General features: G+C 68.2%; 16 protein-coding genes and 3 pseudogenes. 10 read left to right on the top strand and 9 right to left on the bottom strand.

The window, feature by feature from the left end:
- Window positions 1-351: 351 nt before the first annotated feature.
- A pseudogene (locus ACGFSA_RS32770) lies at window positions 352-645 on the top strand (diguanylate cyclase); the annotation flags it as partial.
- 43 nt (window positions 646-688) lie between these two features.
- Here ACGFSA_RS32770 and ACGFSA_RS32765 read toward each other — a convergent pair.
- From ACGFSA_RS32765 to ACGFSA_RS32755, 3 genes are all read right to left on the bottom strand, one after another.
- Window positions 689-955: a hypothetical protein gene (locus ACGFSA_RS32765; protein WP_393309667.1), complete on the bottom strand. Its 267-nt coding sequence runs from the start codon at window positions 953-955 to the stop codon at window positions 689-691.
- 35 nt (window positions 956-990) lie between these two features.
- Window positions 991-1,335, bottom strand: a complete 345-nt coding sequence (locus ACGFSA_RS32760; protein ID WP_393309666.1) for a MarR family winged helix-turn-helix transcriptional regulator — start codon at window positions 1,333-1,335, stop codon at window positions 991-993.
- A 99-nt stretch (window positions 1,336-1,434) separates the two neighbouring features.
- Window positions 1,435-1,986: a glycoside hydrolase family 25 protein gene (locus ACGFSA_RS32755; protein WP_393309665.1), complete on the bottom strand. Its 552-nt coding sequence runs from the start codon at window positions 1,984-1,986 to the stop codon at window positions 1,435-1,437.
- Here ACGFSA_RS32755 and ACGFSA_RS32750 point away from each other — a divergent pair.
- Together ACGFSA_RS32750 and ACGFSA_RS32745 are read left to right on the top strand one after the other, a co-directional pair.
- Window positions 1,978-2,835 (top strand): NADPH-dependent F420 reductase, encoded by an 858-nt coding sequence (locus ACGFSA_RS32750; protein ID WP_393309664.1) that lies wholly within the window; start codon window positions 1,978-1,980, stop codon window positions 2,833-2,835. The two genes, ACGFSA_RS32755 and ACGFSA_RS32750, sit on opposite strands and share 9 nt — an antisense overlap.
- A gap of 32 nt (window positions 2,836-2,867) precedes the next feature.
- Complete coding sequence (locus tag ACGFSA_RS32745) at window positions 2,868-3,275, top strand: LysR substrate-binding domain-containing protein (protein ID WP_393309663.1); 408 nt, start codon at window positions 2,868-2,870, stop codon at window positions 3,273-3,275.
- On the opposite strand, the gene ACGFSA_RS32740 is transcribed toward ACGFSA_RS32745, so the two are convergent.
- Window positions 3,276-4,625, bottom strand: coding sequence for a radical SAM protein (locus ACGFSA_RS32740; protein WP_393309662.1), 1,350 nt, complete (start codon window positions 4,623-4,625; stop codon window positions 3,276-3,278).
- Window positions 4,626-5,004: 379 nt separating this feature from the next.
- Between ACGFSA_RS32740 and ACGFSA_RS32735 the strand changes: the two genes are divergently transcribed.
- The 3 genes and pseudogenes from ACGFSA_RS32735 (at window position 5,005) to ACGFSA_RS32725 (ending at window position 7,688) form a co-directional block, all read left to right on the top strand.
- Window positions 5,005-5,466 carry a hypothetical protein gene (locus ACGFSA_RS32735; protein ID WP_393309661.1) on the top strand — a complete coding sequence of 154 codons (462 nt, stop codon included), beginning with the start codon at window positions 5,005-5,007 and terminating at the stop codon, window positions 5,464-5,466.
- A gap of 24 nt (window positions 5,467-5,490) precedes the next feature.
- A pseudogene (locus ACGFSA_RS32730) lies at window positions 5,491-6,492 on the top strand (MFS transporter); the annotation flags it as partial.
- Window positions 6,493-7,247: 755 nt separating this feature from the next.
- Complete coding sequence (locus tag ACGFSA_RS32725; protein WP_393309668.1) at window positions 7,248-7,688, top strand: TetR family transcriptional regulator C-terminal domain-containing protein; 441 nt, start codon at window positions 7,248-7,250, stop codon at window positions 7,686-7,688.
- Between the two features lie 572 nt (window positions 7,689-8,260).
- On the opposite strand, the gene ACGFSA_RS32720 is transcribed toward ACGFSA_RS32725, so the two are convergent.
- Window positions 8,261-8,734, bottom strand: coding sequence for a GNAT family N-acetyltransferase (locus ACGFSA_RS32720; RefSeq protein WP_037692131.1), 474 nt, complete (start codon window positions 8,732-8,734; stop codon window positions 8,261-8,263).
- A gap of 425 nt (window positions 8,735-9,159) precedes the next feature.
- Here ACGFSA_RS32720 and ACGFSA_RS32715 point away from each other — a divergent pair, with 425 nt between their 5' ends.
- Window positions 9,160-9,387 carry a hypothetical protein gene (locus ACGFSA_RS32715; protein ID WP_393309660.1) on the top strand — a complete coding sequence of 76 codons (228 nt, stop codon included), beginning with the start codon at window positions 9,160-9,162 and terminating at the stop codon, window positions 9,385-9,387.
- A 605-nt stretch (window positions 9,388-9,992) separates the two neighbouring features.
- On the opposite strand, the gene ACGFSA_RS32710 is transcribed toward ACGFSA_RS32715, so the two are convergent.
- Window positions 9,993-11,066: an enoyl-CoA hydratase/isomerase family protein gene (locus ACGFSA_RS32710; protein WP_393309659.1), complete on the bottom strand. Its 1,074-nt coding sequence runs from the start codon at window positions 11,064-11,066 to the stop codon at window positions 9,993-9,995.
- A gap of 258 nt (window positions 11,067-11,324) precedes the next feature.
- Here ACGFSA_RS32710 and ACGFSA_RS32705 point away from each other — a divergent pair, with 258 nt between their 5' ends.
- Window positions 11,325-13,529, top strand: a complete 2,205-nt coding sequence (locus ACGFSA_RS32705; protein WP_393309658.1) for a SpoIIE family protein phosphatase — start codon at window positions 11,325-11,327, stop codon at window positions 13,527-13,529.
- Between the two features lie 122 nt (window positions 13,530-13,651).
- Here ACGFSA_RS32705 and ACGFSA_RS32700 read toward each other — a convergent pair whose 3' ends face one another.
- Entirely contained in the window at window positions 13,652-14,290 is a 639-nt protein-coding gene (locus ACGFSA_RS32700; RefSeq protein ID WP_393309657.1) for an LAETG motif-containing sortase-dependent surface protein, read from the bottom strand.
- A 293-nt stretch (window positions 14,291-14,583) separates the two neighbouring features.
- Between ACGFSA_RS32700 and ACGFSA_RS32695 the strand changes: the two genes are divergently transcribed.
- The gene (locus ACGFSA_RS32695) at window positions 14,584-15,072 is read left to right on the top strand and encodes a GNAT family N-acetyltransferase (protein WP_393309656.1); all 489 of its coding nucleotides are present in this window, start codon (window positions 14,584-14,586) and stop codon (window positions 15,070-15,072) included.
- A gap of 582 nt (window positions 15,073-15,654) precedes the next feature.
- On the opposite strand, the gene katG is transcribed toward ACGFSA_RS32695, so the two are convergent.
- Together katG and ACGFSA_RS32685 are read right to left on the bottom strand one after the other, a co-directional pair.
- On the bottom strand, window positions 15,655-17,886 hold the full coding sequence (gene katG / locus ACGFSA_RS32690) for a catalase/peroxidase HPI (protein ID WP_393309655.1): 2,232 nt from the start codon (window positions 17,884-17,886) through the stop codon (window positions 15,655-15,657).
- Between the two features lie 75 nt (window positions 17,887-17,961).
- A pseudogene (locus tag ACGFSA_RS32685) lies at window positions 17,962-18,299 on the bottom strand (Fur family transcriptional regulator).
- 215 nt (window positions 18,300-18,514) lie between these two features.
- Between ACGFSA_RS32685 and ACGFSA_RS32680 the strand changes: the two are divergent.
- Window positions 18,515-18,925, top strand: a complete 411-nt coding sequence (locus ACGFSA_RS32680) for a Fur family transcriptional regulator (RefSeq protein WP_393309654.1) — start codon at window positions 18,515-18,517, stop codon at window positions 18,923-18,925.
- The last annotated feature ends 89 nt before the right edge of the window (window positions 18,926-19,014 follow it).

Below are 19,014 nucleotides of genomic sequence, written 5' to 3'. Positions count from 1 at the left end.
GCCCGAGCCGCCCTCGTCCTGCTCCAGCTCGAACACGGCCGCACCGCCTGAACGAAGATCACAAAGCGTCACGAGACGTTACCGAGAAAGGTTCAGTGCCCTGCACGGATCTCCTTTTCAGCGCAGGTCCGTGCTGCTCATGGGCGGGCCAGGGATGGGGGTGGCACTGCATGGGAGTTGCGCAGCAGCCGCCAGGGTCCGGATTCGCCGAGACCTCCAGGACTGGCGTCCGAAATCCAGCCCGTCCTGGGCACTGATACCCACGCAGGTCCCCGCGCCCGCCGGACGCGGCATTCGGATCGTGGCATCAGGGGTCTCCCCCAGGTCCTCGGCGCGCTCTCGGCACGCTGCCCGGGCCCGCAGTTCATGGAGCCGGAAGTAGCCCTGGTGACGGCCGGGGTCGAATACGATGTGCTCGGTATCGGCTACGAGGACATCTCGGCGGCCGACCGGGCGGAGATTGTCGCCCTGCATCCGCGGCCGGACTTCAAGCGGCGCATTCTCGCCGCGTTTACCGACGAGATCCGGCCAAAACCGGAGACGACCTTCGGCAATGTGAAGGCCGATGTGCTGCAGCACTATGTGCCCGGATTCGAGCGCGGGGACTTCGTCCGTACGATCCTCGACTCCCCGTGGCCGGAGTGAGCGGGCGCAACCGATCCGCACCGGACTACGCCGCGGTGGCGGTTCAGCCCGCTTGGGCGATCGCACCGCGGAGCATGGCCACGGTCGTGGCCGCCGCCCGACGCTCCGTGTCGTCCTCTGTCGTACGCACACGCTCCTCCAGGAGCACAACGGCCGCCTGGAGGACCCCGATGCGCACCGGAACGCTCCGCATTCCGGCCAGTACCGCGGCCGCCTGCTCCGCCGGGGTCACGCTCGAAGCCTGCGGGATGAGGGTGGTGATGCCGCGCCCGAGCGCACGGTCGCGGGGCGGTTGAGCTGCTGTGGTCACCGTAGAAGTCTGCCGCACCGGAACCCTGGATTCGGTCAGCGACTTGGCCGTTGTCCGTCCTCTTCATGGTTGATGTGCACGTAGACGCGCCTCAACAGGTCTTCCAACTGCGTGCGTTCTTCTTCGGTCAGCGGCGCCATAAGCTCTTCCCGCACGTTCCGGGTGTCCGACTGGATCTCTGCGAGCACGGATCGGCCCGCCGGTGTCGGTGTGACGGTGACGCGGCGCGGGTCGCCGGCGTCGCGAGCGCGGTCCGTCAGGCCTGCGACCGCGAGGTCGTCCGCGACCTTCACGATGTCACTGCGGTCGATCGCGGATCTGGATGCCAACTCCCTTTGCACATGGGGATCGAAGTCGACGAACGCGGCAAGTACGGCCATGTGCCACAGCCGCAGTCACGCTCGGCCAGCGGCTCCGCGGCCCGGTTCCTTACCGTCCTGCCCGTCATGGGCGCGGCCCGCCGTTGAGACAGACAGCGGTCACGGTCGCGCCCAGGTGCGCATGGCGCTGCGTGAGCCGAAGGCGGCCACGTCCTTGTCGAGCGGGTGGTCGGCGTACTGATGGATGCGCCAGGTCGCCTCGATACGGGGATGGCCGGCGGTCACGTAGTCGGCGATCCACAGACCGTCACCGGCATACGACGTGGTGTCGTAGTTCAGCCAGAAGTGCCGGTTGCAGTAGAGCAGAACCCGGTGGTGCGGCCTCAGGCGCTTGACCTCGCGGATGAAGCGGTCCTTCTCGGCATCGCTCGCCCGCGTTCCGTCACCGGTCACTTCCCAGTCCACGGCGAGCAGATCGCCTGCCTTCTCCGGGGCCTTGCTCACGAAGTACTCTGCCTGCGCGGTGAGGTTTCCCGGCCACAGGAAGTGATAGAAGCCGACCACGCATTCTGCGTCCCTGGCTCGCTTGACCTGTGCGGACAGGTGCGGGTTGACGTACGAACCGCCCTCGGTGGCCTTGATGAAAACGAAGTCGAGTCCGTCCGTGTCGAAGGACGACTGATACGAGCTGACATCGACGCCATGCAGCATGGGCACCGCCTTCAAGTGGGCTCTGTGGTTCCGTTTCTCTCTCTGTACGTGCCCGCAGCCGCCCGTTCCCATCCGCCCCTCCCCAGGGGGAACGTTCTTCCGGCCACCCGGAATAGGTCTCAGCATCGACGAGTTGGTGAAACGACAAGACGGCATCGCACTTCGCGCCACCATCGGAAGGTCGGAACCATGAAGATCGGCATCGTCGGAGCGGGCAACATCGGCGGCAACCTGACCCGGCGTCTCACCGCGCTCGGCCACGAGGTGTCCGTCGCCAATTCCCGTGGCCCGCAGACGCTCACGGCGCTCGCCGAGGAGACCGGAGCCACCCCGGTCACCGTGGCGGAGGCGGCACGCGGGGCGCGCGTCGTCGTCGTCACCGTCCCGGTCAAGGCCGTCCCCGGCCTGCCCGCGGGTTTCCTCGACGGGGCGGCGGAGGGTGTGGTCGTCATCGACACCGGCAACTACTACCCGCAGCAGCGCGACGGCCGTATCGCCGCCATCGAGGACGGCCTGCCGGAGAGCAGGTGGACCGAGGAGCAGATCGGTCACCCGGTGATCAAGGCGTTCAACGGGACGTACGCGGAGGACATCCTCTCCAAGCCGCTCCCGAAGGGCAGTCCCGGCCGTCAGGCCCTGCCGGTCGCCGGTGACGATGCGGACGCCAAGCAGACCGTGCGCGACCTCATCGACGAGCTGGGCTTCGACACGGTGGACGCTGGCGGCCTGGACGAGTCGTGGCGCCAGCAGCCCGGCACGCCCGTCTACGGCAATCAGGGCGATGCCGAGACCATCGCGAAGGCGCTGGCCGAGGCGTCCCCGGAGCGTACGGCGGAGTGGCGTGCCTGACGGATCGGCGCGCCGCTCCGTCCATCGGCGACGTGGCGGGTTCCGGTCGGATTTCCGCCCGGATCCACCCCCCGTCGGTCCTGTGGCTCGACGTCGCCGACGAGCCGCTGATGTGGACGGAGCAGGCGCCTCACGAGTGGGTGGACTGGTGGGCGGTCAACCCCAGGCCGGACGGGTCGAGCCCGCGCTGGGGCCCGACCAACGACAACGTCGAGGAAATGCTGGAGCAGGTCGCGGAGGGGTCGGCGATCTGCTTCGCACCCTCCAGCATGGCGCAGTACTACGCCCGGCCGGATCTCTCGTGGGTCCCCCTGACGGATGCGGAGCCGCTGCGGACCGTGCTCGCCCGGGTGGACGGCGCGGACAACGCCCTGGTGCGGGGCTTCGCCGAGGTCGTACGTGAACTCGCGGCCGACGCACGGGCTCTGTCCGACGACTGACTACCGTGCGTCGTCCGGTGCGGCCGGGAGGCTGTCCATGAACGAGCTGACGGAGAACACGGCGCGACCGGGTCCGGGCGGGCCGTAACCGGGCGGCGAGCTGAGCCCGTACTCCTCCATCGTCGAGCGGTACGCGTCCAGCAGCCGGATGTGGTATTCCAGTGGCGCGCCGTCCGGGTTGGTCTTTCCCAGCGGCGTGGTGGGCTCCGGGCACCATGTCGTGAAGCGCGGGGTGATGCCGTGCGACATGAAGAACCGCAGGCCCTCGGTGGTCGAGTCGATGGCCTCGTCGACGGTCGTGAAGCCGAACGGCTCGGCCATCTCCACACCCGCCACGAAGTTGGGAATGACGTTGCGGGCGCCGAACACCTCGGCGGAATCCAGGATCCGGCGGTGCCACTCGTCGCGGCCCACGTAGCGCTCCTTGCCGGGGCAGTACAGCTCGAACAGCCGACGGTCCCACACTTCATAGTTGGGGTGGTAGATCTGGACGCCGTAGTCGTGGAAGCGCTGGACATCGGCTTTCGGCAGGGCCTGCGCGACAACCTTGCCGATCCAGCGGCCGGGAAAGGCGTCCTCGATCGCCTTGGCGTACTGCCCGTAGAAATCGGCTTCGTCGCGCCCCCCGATGTGGGAGGTGATGGCGCCGCCGGTCAGGGTGTAGGCGGTGGAGGTCTTCGCGGTGTCGTAGCGGTCGATGATGGCGAGTGCTTCCAGCACCTCCTCGACCGGCTTGACCCCGGTGTAGGGGCGTCCCGCCGCCTTGTGCTGGCGCCAATTGTGGTTGATGTCGCAGTACTGGCACTCCTCCTTGGCACCGAAGTACTGGCAGACGCGGAAGACCGTCAGATAGACGAGGTAGCCCCACTGGATGGTGGGCGCGACCTCCATCACCGACTTGCCGTTGGCAAGCGTGTGCCGGTAGTAGTCCGGCATCGGCGGCAGGCCCACGTCCGAGATCCGCCTGCCGTCCAGGTACAGCCCCAGGGCGCCGTCCTCGTCGGCCGCGACGCGGTAGGGCGACGCCGGGTTCACCCGTACCGAAACAACCGTGCGGCGCAGCTCGTACGGGCCTCCGGTGAGCACGATCTCCTCCGGCGGGCGTCGCAGTGCGGCCGCTCCCAGCTCCGGCAGGGTGCCGTGGTCGAAGGAGAAGATGAAGTACGACTTCGGCTTGACGTCGCCGTCCTCGTTGTCACTGAGCGCGGACTCGTCGAACGCCACGCCGCCGCGGAGCAGGTCCTCCTTGATGACGGCTTCCCGCGGCACGTGCGGGAACTGTTCCATGAGCCGCTCGATCAGGTGGGTGCGGCTGGGGTCGTTGCGGCCGGTGTCGGTACGGCTGGGCATGTACGGGGCTCCTCGGTCCGGTCGTCGAATGTTCTTCCGGGTACGCCACACTGTGCAACGAACCACGGACGTGATCCGTTCGCGACGCCCGTCCGCATCCCTTCGCGTCGCCGTCCGTAGACAGGAGACCTGCGACGCCCCGCACCATGTCCGTGTCGCGCAGTGTCGTGATCGCCGCTGCTCCCTCGGCATGCATCATGCGGTGAAGGCGGCGCTGGATCCGCACGGGATCCTGAATCCCCGGAAAGGTTCTCGGCGCCGGGCCGGGCGTTTCGGCTTAGCTCCTGGGGGTCGTCGCCGGTCGGGCGGGTGGTCCGGGGCCCTTGTCAGTGGGGCGCAGCACACTGGCAGGAGTGTGGGACCGGTAAAGGGGACGCGGATGGGCAGCGAGCACGACACAGGTTTCGAACCGGCCACCGGGGACGGCCCTTTGGCCCCGGGGCCGGCGGAGAATCGTGCCGCGTCGGTGCGGACGGCGTGGGAGGGGCTGCTGCAGATCCGGCGGCTGACCAACACCGGGCGGACGGACCCGGAGGGCGTGCCGGCTCAGTGGGAGCTCCATCGGACGGTGCGGGCGGTCGCGCTGGCGCTGGAGGCGGCCGGTGTGCCCGCATCGGCCGTTGATGCGTCCGGGCAGCGGGTCGCTTCCGGGTACCGCGTACAGGAGGGCGGGACGCCCGGCACCGTACGAGTGGAGTGGCTCGGTCCGCCCGGCAGCGGGGCTGCGCACGAGGAGGAGGCGGAACTGACCCGGTGCGCGGCGGCGCTGGGGCACCTGGGCTGGACGGCGCTGCTGTACCGCGGTCCCCGACGCCGACGGTTCCTGGAGGTCGAGCCCTGAAATGTCACACGCGCCGGGTGTTGTTCGGGGATCGGCCAGGTGCTCGGCGGCATCCTCACCGATGCGCTCAGCTGGCACTGGATCTTCTTCATCAATCTCCCGATCGGTCTCGCGGCGCTCATGGTCGCCATGCCTGTCCTGCCCGCCGACCGCGGTCTCGGCCTCCGGGCCGGCGCAGACGTCGCCGGCGCGCTCCTGGTCACCGCAGGGCTGATGATGGGCATCTACACAGTCGTCAAGGTCGAGGAGTACGGCTGGACCTCCGCGCACACGCTCGGGCTGGGCTCCCTCGCCGCCGTCCTGCTCGGCGCATTCGTCGCCCGCCAGGCCACAACCGGAACCCCGTTCATGCCGCTACGCATCCTGCGATCGCGTACGGTCGCGGGGGCCAATCTGGTCCAACTGCTCATGGTCGCGGCGCTGTTGTCGTTCCAGATCCTGGTCGCCCTGTACCTGCAGAAGGTCCTCGTTTACGGCTCCGCCCGGACCGGACTCGCGATGCTTCCGGCAGCCCTGGCGATCGGCGCGGTGTCCCTGGCGGTCTCGGCGCGCCTCAATGCGCGCTTCGGTGAACGCCGGGTCCTGCTGACCGGGCTCGTCATGCTGGTCGGGGTCCTCGGACTGCTCGCCCGCGTGCCCGTACACGCGCACTACCTCACCGATCTGCTCCCGGTGATGCTGCTCGGGGCCGGTTTCGGCCTCGCCCTCCCGGCGCTGACCACGCTCGGCATGTCCGATGCGAGGGCCGATGACGCCGGGCTCGCGTCCGGGCTGTTCAACACCACCCAGCAGATCGGTATGGCGGTGGGCGTCGCCCTGCTGTCAACGCTGGCGGCCTCCCGCACACAGGGACTGCTCACAAACGGAGAGAACCGGGCCAGGGCACTGACGGGCGGCTACCACCTGGCCTTCACCGTAGGCGCGGGCCTCCTCGTCGCCGCTTTCGCCGTCGCGTTCACGGTGCTGCGCCCGGTACGACCGAACCATCTCCACGCGGCGCCACAGAGCAGCACTCGAAACCTCTGAACGTCCCACTGCCACTCCCCCGAAGGGCACGCCATGAGCGCGAACACGGAACGGACGAGCAAGGACGAGCAGCAGCCGGGTACCGGGCCCACACCCCCGCGTACTCACCGATGACAGGCTCTCACGGCTCGTGAGCGAGCAGCAGTTCGGAGTGCTCTCCTTCCTCGGAGGCCCTTCCTGCATACGCGCACAGCTGCCAACTCACCCGATCCAGGCCCTGTTCGATCAAGAGCGAACGCACGATCGGAAATACAACAGCTTGTCACACGGTGAAAACCCACCGCTGTACGCCTGAAGGCGGCTACTGCATCGTGCTCCAGTACAGCACCTCGTCCCGGCGGGTTCCGCTGATCATCGCGCACAAGGTCTCCGGGAGGAAGAAACATACATAATCGGCCCCGTGGTCATACGAGATGTCGGGCCGTGTAACGAAGGCCAGCGGGTGGAAGCGGTCCTCATGGACGGGCGATAACGGACGGGTGCCCCGCGTCGCGGTGGAAACCCTGTGGGGACACCGTGGCCAGCCCGGTGGACCGAAGATGCCCAAGGGGACTGTGGTTTGTACCCAGTTCAGGCGATCGAATCAGAGAGCCTGCCACCACCTCGGCTGACCGGCCGGGCCTCGCGTTCCGCCCTGGCGTGAGAAGCAACCGCTCACCGTTCTTTTGCCGGATGCCTTTCGGCAGGCCGTGTCTGACCATCACATCCATTGCATCCTCACACTTCCGCTTGGGTAGCGCGACGCGAGGCGATGTATTCGCTGGCGAGTTCGCGCAGGCGCTCGCCGTCGAAGGAAGGTCCGTGGCCGGGGTGGACCACGCTCACAGGCAATTTCCGCAGCCCGCATCTGGATGAGCGCGTGGGTCGCCGCACCACGGCGCCCTGAACTCGCTGCGGAAGTAGACCGGCGCATGCTCGACGGACTCGACGTCCTGGCCGAGATCCTCCGACGGGGCCAAGAGGACGGCGTTTTCCAGGTAGCCGACCCGGCGGCCAGCGCCCTGCGCATCCTTGTCCTCGTCGACGGGGTCCTGGTCCAGATGTCCATGCGAGCCGATGCCCCTTACGGCGATGTCCACGCACTCGTCTGGGACACCGTCGAACGCGAGGTCGGCATGCCCAACGGAAGCCTGCGGTCCACTTCCACGGAACCCGGCCCGGCGGACGCGGACTTCCCTGCAGCGCACGGTGCATGAATCCGGAACCGCAGAGCGGGGATCGACAACCCGTTCCGGAGGTCACACGCGTGTGAACGGTCGTGTAAATGCCACTGGTTGCCTCTCGCGGCGGGGCGTGGGGCATCATGCAGCGCTACCCGGTCGAGTGCCTCTCTGTGGCCTGGTACTCCAGCCGGACTTCTGGATTTGTGCTGGTAAACCGCCTGGCGGCGAGGAGTGTAGTGGGTGTGCGGCGGTCTTGCCGGGGTCGTCCCGCGAATGTGTGGCCGCGCCGCGTGCAATGACAACGTCGGGCGCATGCTTGGTGGCGGCGCCTCCAGCGGGACCAGCTCACCGAGTGGTCGCGGCGTGCTGAACGGCGGCGGGGGTTGAACTGCCGTCAGACGGCGGATTTCTGCCGGTGTGAGATCCACGAGGTCGGGCGTGTCGGCCTCGGCACCCCCTCTTTCGCGTTCCTGGGCGGCCATCGCGGCAAGGAAGGCGTAGGCGAGCATCGCGAGTGTGATGTGCCGGTTCCAGCCCACGTCGGCGTTCGCGTGAAAATGCTCAGCCCAGTCAACGGTACGTGCACAGTAACGGGGTGGGTAAAATTATCCGTCCAACCGCAGCACCAGCTCGTCGATCTCCGCTCCCCGCGCGTTCGCGAAGCCCCGGTCCTCGCCGACGACCTTGAAGCCGCACTTCTCCAGGACCCGCACCGATCCGGTGTTGTCCGCCGCCGCCCGGGCGAGCAGCGGGCGTTCGGGGACCTCGGCGAGCAGCCCCCGCAGCGCCGCGGTCGCGATGCCCCGCCCCCAGTAGTAGCGATCGATGAAATACGTGACCTCCCGCTCGCCCGGCTCGCCGTACACGGCCGCGTGCCCGACCACATCGCCGTCCGCGAGCACGGTGCGGGTGACGACGTCGGGCGAGGCGAGGATGCGCTTCCAATGCGCGTCGAAGTGGGCCCGGTCCGTCGGGTCCTCGGCGGTGAAGGCGGCCATCCGATTCGACTCGGGGTCGCTCATGTGCCGGAAGAACACAGGCAGATCGCTGGGGTGCACGGGACGCAGGGAGACATCTATGGAAGCCATGGGCCCTACCCTAACGACCTTGGGGGAAGGACGGGAGTGAGTCGGCCGTGACATGAGAAGGGCTTCACGGGCTGGGCGAGTTGTGAAGTTGACCTGGACCCGTACGGCCTGTACCCATCCTGCCCTGTCCGGGGTCTCTCGCGCACATTTCGGGGAGTTGCTCGAAGGACTCGCCCCGCCCTGGGCGGCGGCCCGCGCGTCGGCCCTGCACGTGATGAGGGGCGGGCCCCGCAAGCGGATGTTCCACCTGACCGGAGCCATGAAGAACGGGTCCCGACAGCCGGACGGACCCATCGCAGGACAGCCCAGCAGGACGTCAGTCAGAGCCGTGGCCACCGGAACCCAGCTACACGTATCAATGTCAGACCCATGAGAGATGCTTGATGGTCCGACACCTCTGACCAGGAGATGCTGAGATGCGCAATGACGAACTCGTCGCGGCCCAGGCGTACGTCCGGCTGCTGGAGGCCACTCGGGCCGCCCTCGCGGACCCGGACGAGGCGCCGTTGTACCTGCCCCTGCTCGCCTCGCCGATGGCGGAGGCCGACGGTGCACTGCAACGTGCAGGGCTCTGCGGTAATGAGGCCCGGTTCTTCGACCTCGTGCGGACCCTGCAGCCGAGCATGTCCGGCAGCGGTCGCTGAGCGGCACGGAACACTGCATAACGCAGTGTGGCGGCCCAGGCTGCGGTGCCCGCGGGCAAGCCGGGGCAGCTCGGCCGACATGCCGGTGACACAGCGGTGCCACCGCCCCTACCGTGGCTGCCATGACTGCAGCTCCACGGAGGCTCGCACTCGCCCGCCCGGTTCGGGGCGTAGCGGTGTACCCACGCCCGACGATCGGCGCCGGCGTGCCGACGTTCGGAAGGTTGGAGCCGGACTTCGAGTCACCGCCCGGAGGAACGGTCCCATCCTGCGATTTCGTCTGCACAGCAGAGCCGGAACCGGCGGCGGAGTACGAAGAGTCCCTCGCCGGCGGCGTGATGCGGGAGCCGGCCGCCGAGGAGATCACGAACCCAGAGGGCGGTGGCGATCCCGTCGGTGCCCGGGTCGTGGTGCGCGCCCTCTCGTGGCACTGGACCGATACCCGCGAGCAGGCGTTCCTCCGCCAGGACCCCTCGCGGTGCGGGAGGCGCTGCGCCGCGTGGCGCAGGAGCGTGAGCCCCCGCTGATCGAGACAAGGGTCACGATTCGCCCGCTTGTGTCGGGCGCCGCCGGGTCCGTGAATCGCGCCCGGGTCACCGTGTGGCTCAGCCGGCGGCCGAGGCGTCACGGGCGAGTCCGAGTTCGCGGCCGCCCAAGGGTGTGAAGAACGCTGCCACGTCAGCCGTCGTGACCTGGTCCAGCCGGGCCGGGCTCCACTGCGGCTTGCGGTCCTTGTCGATGATCTGGGCGCGCACACCTTCCACCAGATCGGGCCGGGTGAAGGCGGTGCAGGAGACGCGGAACTCCTGGTCGAGCACCTCCTCCAAGCTGTTGAGGAGCCGGGCGCTGCGCACCGAGGCAAGGGTCGTCTTGAGTGCGGTGGGCGACTTGGCCAGAATCGTCTCGGCGGTCTCCTTCGCGGCGGATACGCCGCAGTTCTGGAGCCGGACGACGATCTCCTCGACCGAGTCCGCCGCATAGCAGGCGTCGATCCAGTCGCGATGCGCGGCCAGTTCGGCGACGGGCGCCTCGGTGACGTACTGCTGCACCGCCTCCGTAACGTCGGTGGGCGTGGCGGCCCCGGCCAGTTCCCGGGTCAGTTCCGGGAGGTGCCGCGACGGTACGAAATGGTCCGCGAGCCCGCACAGCAGGGCGTCGGCCGCTCCGACGGCGTCCCCGGTGAGCGCCAGGTGGGTGCCGAGTTCACCGGGTGCGGAGGCGAGGAGATGGGTCCCGCCCACGTCGGGTACGAAGCCGATACCCGTCTCCGGCATGGCGACGCGGGAGCGTTCCGTGACCACACGGACACTTCCGTGGGCCGAGACGCCCACCCCGCCGCCCATCACGATGCCATCCATGAGCGCGACGTACGGCTTGGGGAAGCGGGCGATACGGGCATTGAGCCGGTACTCGTCACGCCAGAAGTCCAGCGACGCGGATCCGCCCGCGCGGGCGTCCTCATATACGGCGCGGATGTCGCCGCCTGCGCAGAGGCCGCGCTCCCCCGCCCCGCTGATCAGCACCGCGGTCACCGAGTCGTCGTGTTCTGCCCCGGTGAGGGCTTCGTCGACGCGGAGCACCATGGTGTGGGTCAGCGCGTTCAGGGCGCGTGGGCGGTTGAGCGTGATGTGCCGGGTGCGGCCCTCGGTGTGCAGCAGGACAGGGTCTTCGTTGTTCATCAGTGCGCTCCGGTCAGCCCCTGGGTTGTACCGCCCGCCGGTCACGGACGATCTTCCGTTGCTCATTCTGCGGTGGCGGTCCGCAGGCCGGGGCAGCAGGGGTACCGAGGACCCGCAGGGACGCGCTCGGCGGGCCGGTGGGAGCGCCGGGTCCGCTGTGGCAGTACTCGGGGACGGGTTCGACAATTGAGACACGCACAAGGCGCACATACAGGCCGTACTGTCCGCCAATCCCGCCGGACGATCTCCGGAGCAGGAATGACCGACCACGACCGGGAGCCAGACTCCGACGATACGCCCCGCCTGCAGATCGACCGGCCCTACAGTGGCGAGACAGGGACGGAGGAGCGGCTTGCCCTGAATCGCACGGGCAGCTTCGAGTGGGACCTGGATGCGCGGTCACTGGACATCGACGCGGCAGGTCTGCTCGTGTTCGGACTGGACCCGGAGGAGTTCACCCCTGACCCGGGAATTCTGGTTTCGCGGCTCGACCCGGCGGAACGGGCCCGGCTGGAACTTGCGATCGACGAGGCCATCACGGGTGTCCACAGTTCGTACAGCGTCCATTTCCAGGTTCCGCGCGAGAACGGCACCCACCAGTGGACACATGTCCAGGCGCGGATTCTGCGGAGGGACGACGGGCGGGCGCACCGGGTCATCGGGGTCGTGCGGGATGCGACGGCGGAGATCACTCATTCGGCCTTCGTGCTGGACCTGGAGAAACGCCGGCAACGGCAGACCAGCATCGTTGAACGCACAACAAGTGCGATGTCGCGTGCGGTGAGCGTGAACGACGTGACCGCCACGCTCACCGGTCCCAGCGGTCTGGCCATGCTCGGCGCGGACGGGCTCGCCCTCGGTCTGGTGGAGAACACCTCCATGAATGTCATCGCGGTGAGCGGGGTCGCGCCGGAGAGCATCATCGAGATCGGGTCCGGGAACCTCGATCCGCGGTTCCCGCTGGCCGATACGGTCCTCAGCGGTCAGCCCTGTTTCATGACCTCGATCGCCGGCCTCCTGCGGCGGTATCCGGCCCTGGAGCCGTACACGGACCAGCTGAAGTTCCGCGCCGCCGCCTATCTTCCGCTGGTCGCGCAGGCGCGATCGCTGGGCGGTCTCGCGCTCTTCTACTGCGAGCGGACGGCCTTCAACGCCGACGAACGCAACCTGTGTCTGGGGCTCGCGGCGATCGTGGCCCAGTCATTGCAGCGGGCGACCCTCTTCGATGAGGAACGGGAGTTCGCCACCGGGCTGCAGTCGGCGATGCTTCCCCGGCGGATCCAGGAGATCGAGGGCGGCGAGATCGCCGTGCGCTACCACGCGGCACGCAGCGGGCGGCAGGTCGGCGGCGACTGGTACGACGTGATCGCCCTGCCCAAGAACCGCTTCGGCATCGTCGTGGGCGACGTGGAAGGACATGACACCCCAGCGGCCGCCATCATGGGCCAGCTGCGCATCGCCCTGCGCGCGTACGCGGGCGAGGGACACCCGCCGGCGACGGTGCTGGCCCGAGCCTCGCGCTTTCTCGCCGAACTGGACACGGACCGCTTCGCCACCTGCACATACGCCCAGGTCGACCTCCTCTCGGGTACCGTACGCGTGGTCCGCGCCGGGCACTTCGGTCCGCTGATCCGGCACGTGGACGGCCGGGTCGGCACTCCGCAGATACGGGGCGGTCTGCCCCTCGGGCTCTTCACCGACTTCGGGAACGAGGAGTACCCGGAGACGCGTCTCGACCTGGTGCCGGGCGAAACCCTTGTGCTGTACACCGATGGGCTGGTGGAGAAACCGGGCGCCGATATCGAATCGGGTGTCTGTGCGCTGATCCACGAGGTGAGCACGGGGCCCGCGAGTGCGCAGGCGCTGGCCGACCATTTGTCCGACCGGCTCTGGGAGCGCTGGGGCGCGGGGGACGATGTGGCGCTGCTGATCCTCCGGCGCAGTCCGGACCCGGGTTCGCGGCGGGCTCCGCGCTTGCACCAGTACATCCACCAGGCGGATCCCGAGGGTCTCTCCGATGCCCGCTCCATCGTGCGTCAGGCACTGCAGGACTGGAACATGGCCGATCTCGCCGACGACGCCGAACTGGTCACCGGTGAGCTGCTGGTGAATGTGCTTCTGCACACCGAGGGCGGGGCAGTACTGACGTTGGAGGTCGTTCCGGAGCCTGTCCGCCGGGTTCGGCTTTCGGTGCAGGACCGCTCCAGTGCCTGGCCGAGGCGCCGGACTCCCGGCGAGACAGCGACATCGGGACGCGGTCTGCTGCTCCTCGACGCCGTCGCCGTCCGCTGGGGCGTCGAGCCGCGCGGCGAGGGGAAGGCCGTGTGGTGCGAGATCGGACCTGCCACACCGCCCCCCTCCGGGCCCGCGGTCGCTGCCGCGGCGACTCCCAGGGAGGCCCATGAGTCCGCAGACCCTGCGGAGACCCCGGATCCGTCCGATCCCACGGAGGAACGACGTTGAGGAAGCCGCGAGTTGAGGAAGCACTGAGGGGCGCGCCGTCACGCACTGCGTGATGCGGCACGCCCCTCGTCCGGCGGCCCCTGCGCGGTCCTGCGCCCGAACCAGCGGACTACTGAGCTACATCAGCCCTGCGCGGTGCGACGCTTGCGCACGGACCACATGATGCCGCCACCAGCCAGCAGCACGGCGACAGCCGCACCACCGATGATCGGCGTGGCGGACGACGAACCCGTCTCGGCCAGGTCGGGCGAACTGGGGCTCGGCGAGGCCGCGGCAGGCGCGGTCTCGGGGGAGCTCTGGCTCGGCGTGGCGCTCGGTGCGGGCGCCTCCGTCGTGGGCTCCTCGGCGGGCTTCGACTCGGACGCCGTCGGCGTGGGCGTCGGGGTGGCCGTCGGGGTGTTGTCCTCACACACCGGTGCCTGCTTGGTGTCGTCCTTCGAGAACCGGTCGCCGTCGCCGGCCTTCACCACCAGGTGGACTGTCAGTTCCTGGTCGTGCTTCGGCAGTTCGAGCGTCTTGTGGAACTCCTTGCCGAATGTCTCGGTAGGCAGGAGGTCCTTGCCGTCAACAGTGACGGTCACCGTGTTGGCGACGTCGCTGTTGTAGGCGGTCAGGTCAAGCGTCACTTCATTACAGGTCACGGCCCAGGTGGGGGTGTGAGCTGCGGCCGGGCCGGCGGAAAGGACCGCGCCGGTCAGGCCGACAACCGTAGCGGCCGCGAATGTCCCCGCGGCACGCAACGATCTCCTGGGTATGGTCATGGATTGTTCCTCCACATGTTTCATCGCTGAGTAGCGGTAAAGACGCACAGTACTGGCCAGCTCGCAGATTCACGCAGCCGCCCCATGGACCACGCGGGTTCACAACTGCCACCACATCAACCCGGATTGGCATATGACGGACACTTCGTTCAACGTGCGGTCATGTGAACGGTTGCATGACGTAAGGGTCCGCTGTCGGACCGTATCGAACGGCCGTCAGCCCGAATGGCGGTACCTGATCTGCAGGCCGAAAAGTGCTGGAGCTCGCGTTCCCGTTCAGGCATCCTGACCGCATGTTGATCAGGGAAGCCAGTCAAGAGGACTGGGCTGCCATCTGGCCCTTCTTCCACACCATCGTCGCCGCAGGTGAGACCTTCACCTATCCGACGGATCTCGGCCAGGACCAAGGCCGTGACTGGTGGATCCTGCCATCCCCCAACCGGACCGTCGTCGCGGTGGACGACTCGGGTACGCTCCTGGGCACGGCAAAGATGAACCGCAATCACATGGGCAACGGATCGCACATCGCGAGCGCCAGCTACATGGTCGACCCGGCGCACTCCGGGCAGGGCGTGGGGCGCGCGCTATGCGAATACACGATGCAGTGGGCGCGTACTGCGGGCTACCGGGCGATGCAGTTCAACGCGGTGGTGGAGACCAACGTCCATGCGGTGAACCTGTACCGGGCACTCGGCTTCGAGGTGCTGGGCACACTGCCGGAGGGCTTCCGCCACCCGAAGAAGGGCTACGTCGGGCTGCACATCATGCACCGCACGCTGTGAAAAGCTCCTGGGACTGGCCCGGTGCTCTCACGATTCCCGGGGCGCTGCTGCCTTCAGCCGAACTTTGAAAGAAGTCCCGCAGTCGTCGTGTGCGACGCGGCGAGCATGTGCGCGTGCACCCGAGGCACTTCGACGAGGGTGCCGACAGCTGAAGCAGGTTGTTCGCGGTGTTCCGTGCCTTCAGAGAGCCAGGTGCACGGAGAGTGGTCCTGGGACGCCCCGAGGGCTCGATGAAACGTTCCTGCGCGCAGGCAGGAACCTTGGGCTGCCGTGATCACCTTCACCGAACACGTCGACCACACCGTGTGGACCGCCGCTGTCCGAGCCGCTCCACGCGGGCACGCGAGAAGCCCCGGATCTTCGGTCCGGGGCTTCCTACGGCCAGGCGGAGGTTCGTCCTCCGCCGCTGGCTATCGGCGGGAGCACATGCCCGCCTGGGCGCCTCCAGTTGCGGTCACCGACCCGCCGATGGCAGCAACAGCGGTTACCGCCCCGGTGTTGTGCCTGAGGGCCAGGACAACGGGTGCGATGTTCGAGACCGGACCTGTGGCCACCCGGCGCGGGCGAACCTTGACACCGTGATCAGACGAGGTCGAACCGGTCGAGGTTCATCACCTTGTCCCATGCCGCGACGAAGTCGTTGACGAACTTCTTCTTCGCGTCATCGCCCGCGTAGACCTCCGCGAGCGCGCGCAGCTCTGAGTTCGACCCGAAGACGAGGTCGGCGCGGCTGCCGGTCCACTTGACCTCGCCCGTGGCGGCGTCGCGACCCTCGAACGTATTCGCATCCTCGGACGTTGCCTTCCACGTCGTGCTCAGGTCGAGCAGGTTGGCGAAGAAGTCGTTGGTCAGAGACCCGGGGGTCGTGGTGAAGACGCCGAGCGGCGACTGCTGGTAGTTCGCGCCCAGGACGCGGAGGCCACCGACGAGGACCGTCATCTCGGGGGCGCTCAGGGTCAGCAGGTTCGCCCGGTCGATCAGCAGGTACTCAGCCGGCAGCCGGTTCCCCTTCCCGAGGTAGTTGCGGAATCCGTCGGCGGTCGGCTCGAGCGCGGCGAACGATTCCACGTCGGTCTGCTCCTGCGACGCGTCCACGCGGCCCGGCGTGAAGGGCACCTCGACGTCGAAGCCGGCTTCCTTGGCGGCCTGCTCGACGGCCGCGCCACCGGCGATCACGATCAGATCGGCGAGCGAAACCTGTTTGCCGCCGGACCGGGCGGCGTTGAAGGACTCCTGGATCCCCTCCAGGGTGCGCAGCACCGCCGCCAGCTGGTCGGGGTCGTTGACCGCCCACCCGTTCTGCGGCTGGAGGCGGATGCGCGAGCCGTTGGCGCCGCCGCGCTTGTCGCTGCCGCGGAAGGACGAGGCCGACGCCCACGCGGTGGACACGAGCTGGGACACCGACAGGTCAGAGGCTAGGATCTGCCCCTTGAGGGCGGCGACGTCCTCGGCATCGATGAGCTCGTGCGTCACCACGGGGAGAGGGTCCTGCCACAGCAGCGTCTCGGCCGGGACCTCCGGGCCGAGGTAGCGCACGATCGGGCCCATGTCGCGGTGGGTCAGCTTGAACCACGCCCGGGCGAAGGCGTCCGCGAACTCGTCGGGATTCTGGAGGAAGCGTCGCGAGATCTGCTCGTAGGCCGGGTCGAACCGGAGCGAGAGGTCGGTCGTCAGCATCGTCGGGGCGTGGCTCTTCGACGGGTCGTGGGCGTCGGGGACGGTGCCCGCCCCGGCGCTGTCCTTCGGCCTCCACTGGTGCGCACCGGCGGGGCTCTGGAACAGCTCCCACTCGTGGCCGAACAGGATCTCGAAGAAACTGTTGTCCCAGGTCACCGGGGTGTTCGTCCACGTACCCTCGAGGCCGCTGGTGATCGTGTCGCCGCCCTTGCCGGTGCGATACGAGTTCCTCCAGCCGAGGCCCTGCTCCTCGAGCGAAGCGCCCTCGGGGTCGGGGCCGACGTTGTCCGCGGGGCCTGCACCGTGCGTCTTGCCGAAGGTGTGACCACCCGCGATCAGGGCGACCGTCTCCTCGTCGTTCATCGCCATCCGGCGGAACGTCTCACGGATGTCGCGGGCCGCGGCGAGCGGGTCCGGGTTGCCGTTCGGGCCCTCCGGGTTGACGTAGATGAGGCCCATCTGGACCGCGCCGAGGGGGTTTTCCAGCTCTCGGTCGCCGGTGTAGCGCTCATCGCCGAGCCAGGTGGTCTCGGGACCCCAGTAGACGTCCTCGTCGGGCTCCCACACGTCCGCACGACCGCCGCCGAAGCCGAAGGTCTTGAAGCCCATCGACTCCAGGGCGACGTTACCGGCGAGGATCATGAGGTCGGCCCACGAGATGCTCTGGCCGTACTTCTTCTTGACCGGCCACAGCAGGCGGCGGGCCTTGTCGAGGTTCCCGTTGTCCGGCCAGCTGTTGAGGGGGGCGAAGCGCTGCTGGCCGGCCCCGGCGCCGCCGCGGCCGTCGCTGATCCGGTAGGTGCCCGCGCTGTGCCACGCCATCCGGATCATGAACGGGCCGTAGTGACCAAAGTCGGCCGGCCACCAGTCCTGCGAGTCCGTCAGTACCTCCGCGATGTCCCGCTTCACGGCCAGGAGGTCGAGGCTCTTGAACGCCTCGGCGTAGTCGAACTCCTCGCCGAGGGGATTGGCCACGGCCGGATTCTTGGCGAGGACCTTCAGGTTGAGCCGATCCGGCCACCACTGGCGGTTTCCGCCCCCCTGAGTCGGGTGCGGGGCGCGCCCATGCACGACCGGGCAACCACCCCCGCCCTCCATTGTCGCGTCTACGACGATTGCATCATGGTTCTCAGACATGGGAATCCTTCCGTACTGGGCGGATCACGGTGTTCAGGAACTGTGGGTGGTGGAACAGTCGGGGCACAGGCTCCATCAGATGACCTCGGCCTGTTGATCGAGCAGCCGTGGTCGTCGGACGCGGGCAGGCGGGGCGCCTCACCGACCGCGCGGTTCGCCGTCCGCGACGACACCGCACAACAGACACACGATGTGGTGGTGGTTGTCCCCGAGGCGTCGCTCGAACCGGGCCAGCCTGCCGGCCGGTTCGATGCGGCGTACGGGTCACGCCGCAGTGAGCGCGTGGAGGGCCTCACACACGTCCTCAAGGGAGATGGGGCCCACCGATCGCGCGCCCCGGAGGCGATCGCCTCGATGCCGAGTTGGTCACCGTCCCGGACGGTCTCGAGCAGCGCGACGCGGGTGGCCGTCACCACCCGCAGGCCGGCACCGCACAGCTCCTCGGCCGTGGTCCCGTCACTCTGTCTCCTGCCGTACTGGAGTCTTCCTGTCCCTGTGCTATTGCCGAAACCGATCCTACGATGGACAGAGTCTCAGTCAAGAAGTATGCCAAACCCATATTCGATCAGGTCTCCGACCTCCACTGGTAAATTCGGGTATCCCACCGAATCTGAATAGGTGAACCGATATGAGTGACCTGCTGGAGCGACTGCGAGGACGTGGCTGGCGGATGACCTCCCAGCGGCGTGTCGTTGCGGAGGTCCTCGACGGCGACCACGTGCATCTCACGGCCGACGAGGTGCACGCCCGCGCGGCGCAGCAACTGCCCGAGATCTCCCGGGCGACCGTCTACAACACCCTGGGCGAGATGGTCTCCCTCGGTGAGGTCATAGAGGTCTCCACCGACGGCCGCGCCAAGCGCTACGACCCCAACGCACACCACCCGCACCAGCACTTGGTGTGCTCCGACTGCGGCACCATCCGCGACGTCCACCCGACTGGCGATCCGCTGGCCGACCTCCCGGCGGTGGAACGGTTCGGCTTCACGGTGTCCGAGGCCGAGGTCACCTACCGCGGGCTGTGCCCATCTTGTGCCTAGTAGGGCTTTGTTAGGTTCTGTGGTGGGGTTCGGGTGTCGGGGCAGGTTGGCCGCATATGGAGCAGGCGCCGGTCCAGGTGGCCAGGAGG

The organism is Streptomyces sp. NPDC048496, assembly GCF_043200055.1.
Classification (GTDB): Bacteria; Actinomycetota; Actinomycetes; order Streptomycetales; family Streptomycetaceae; genus Streptomyces.
This window is presented reverse-complemented; position numbering and strand designations above follow the sequence as displayed.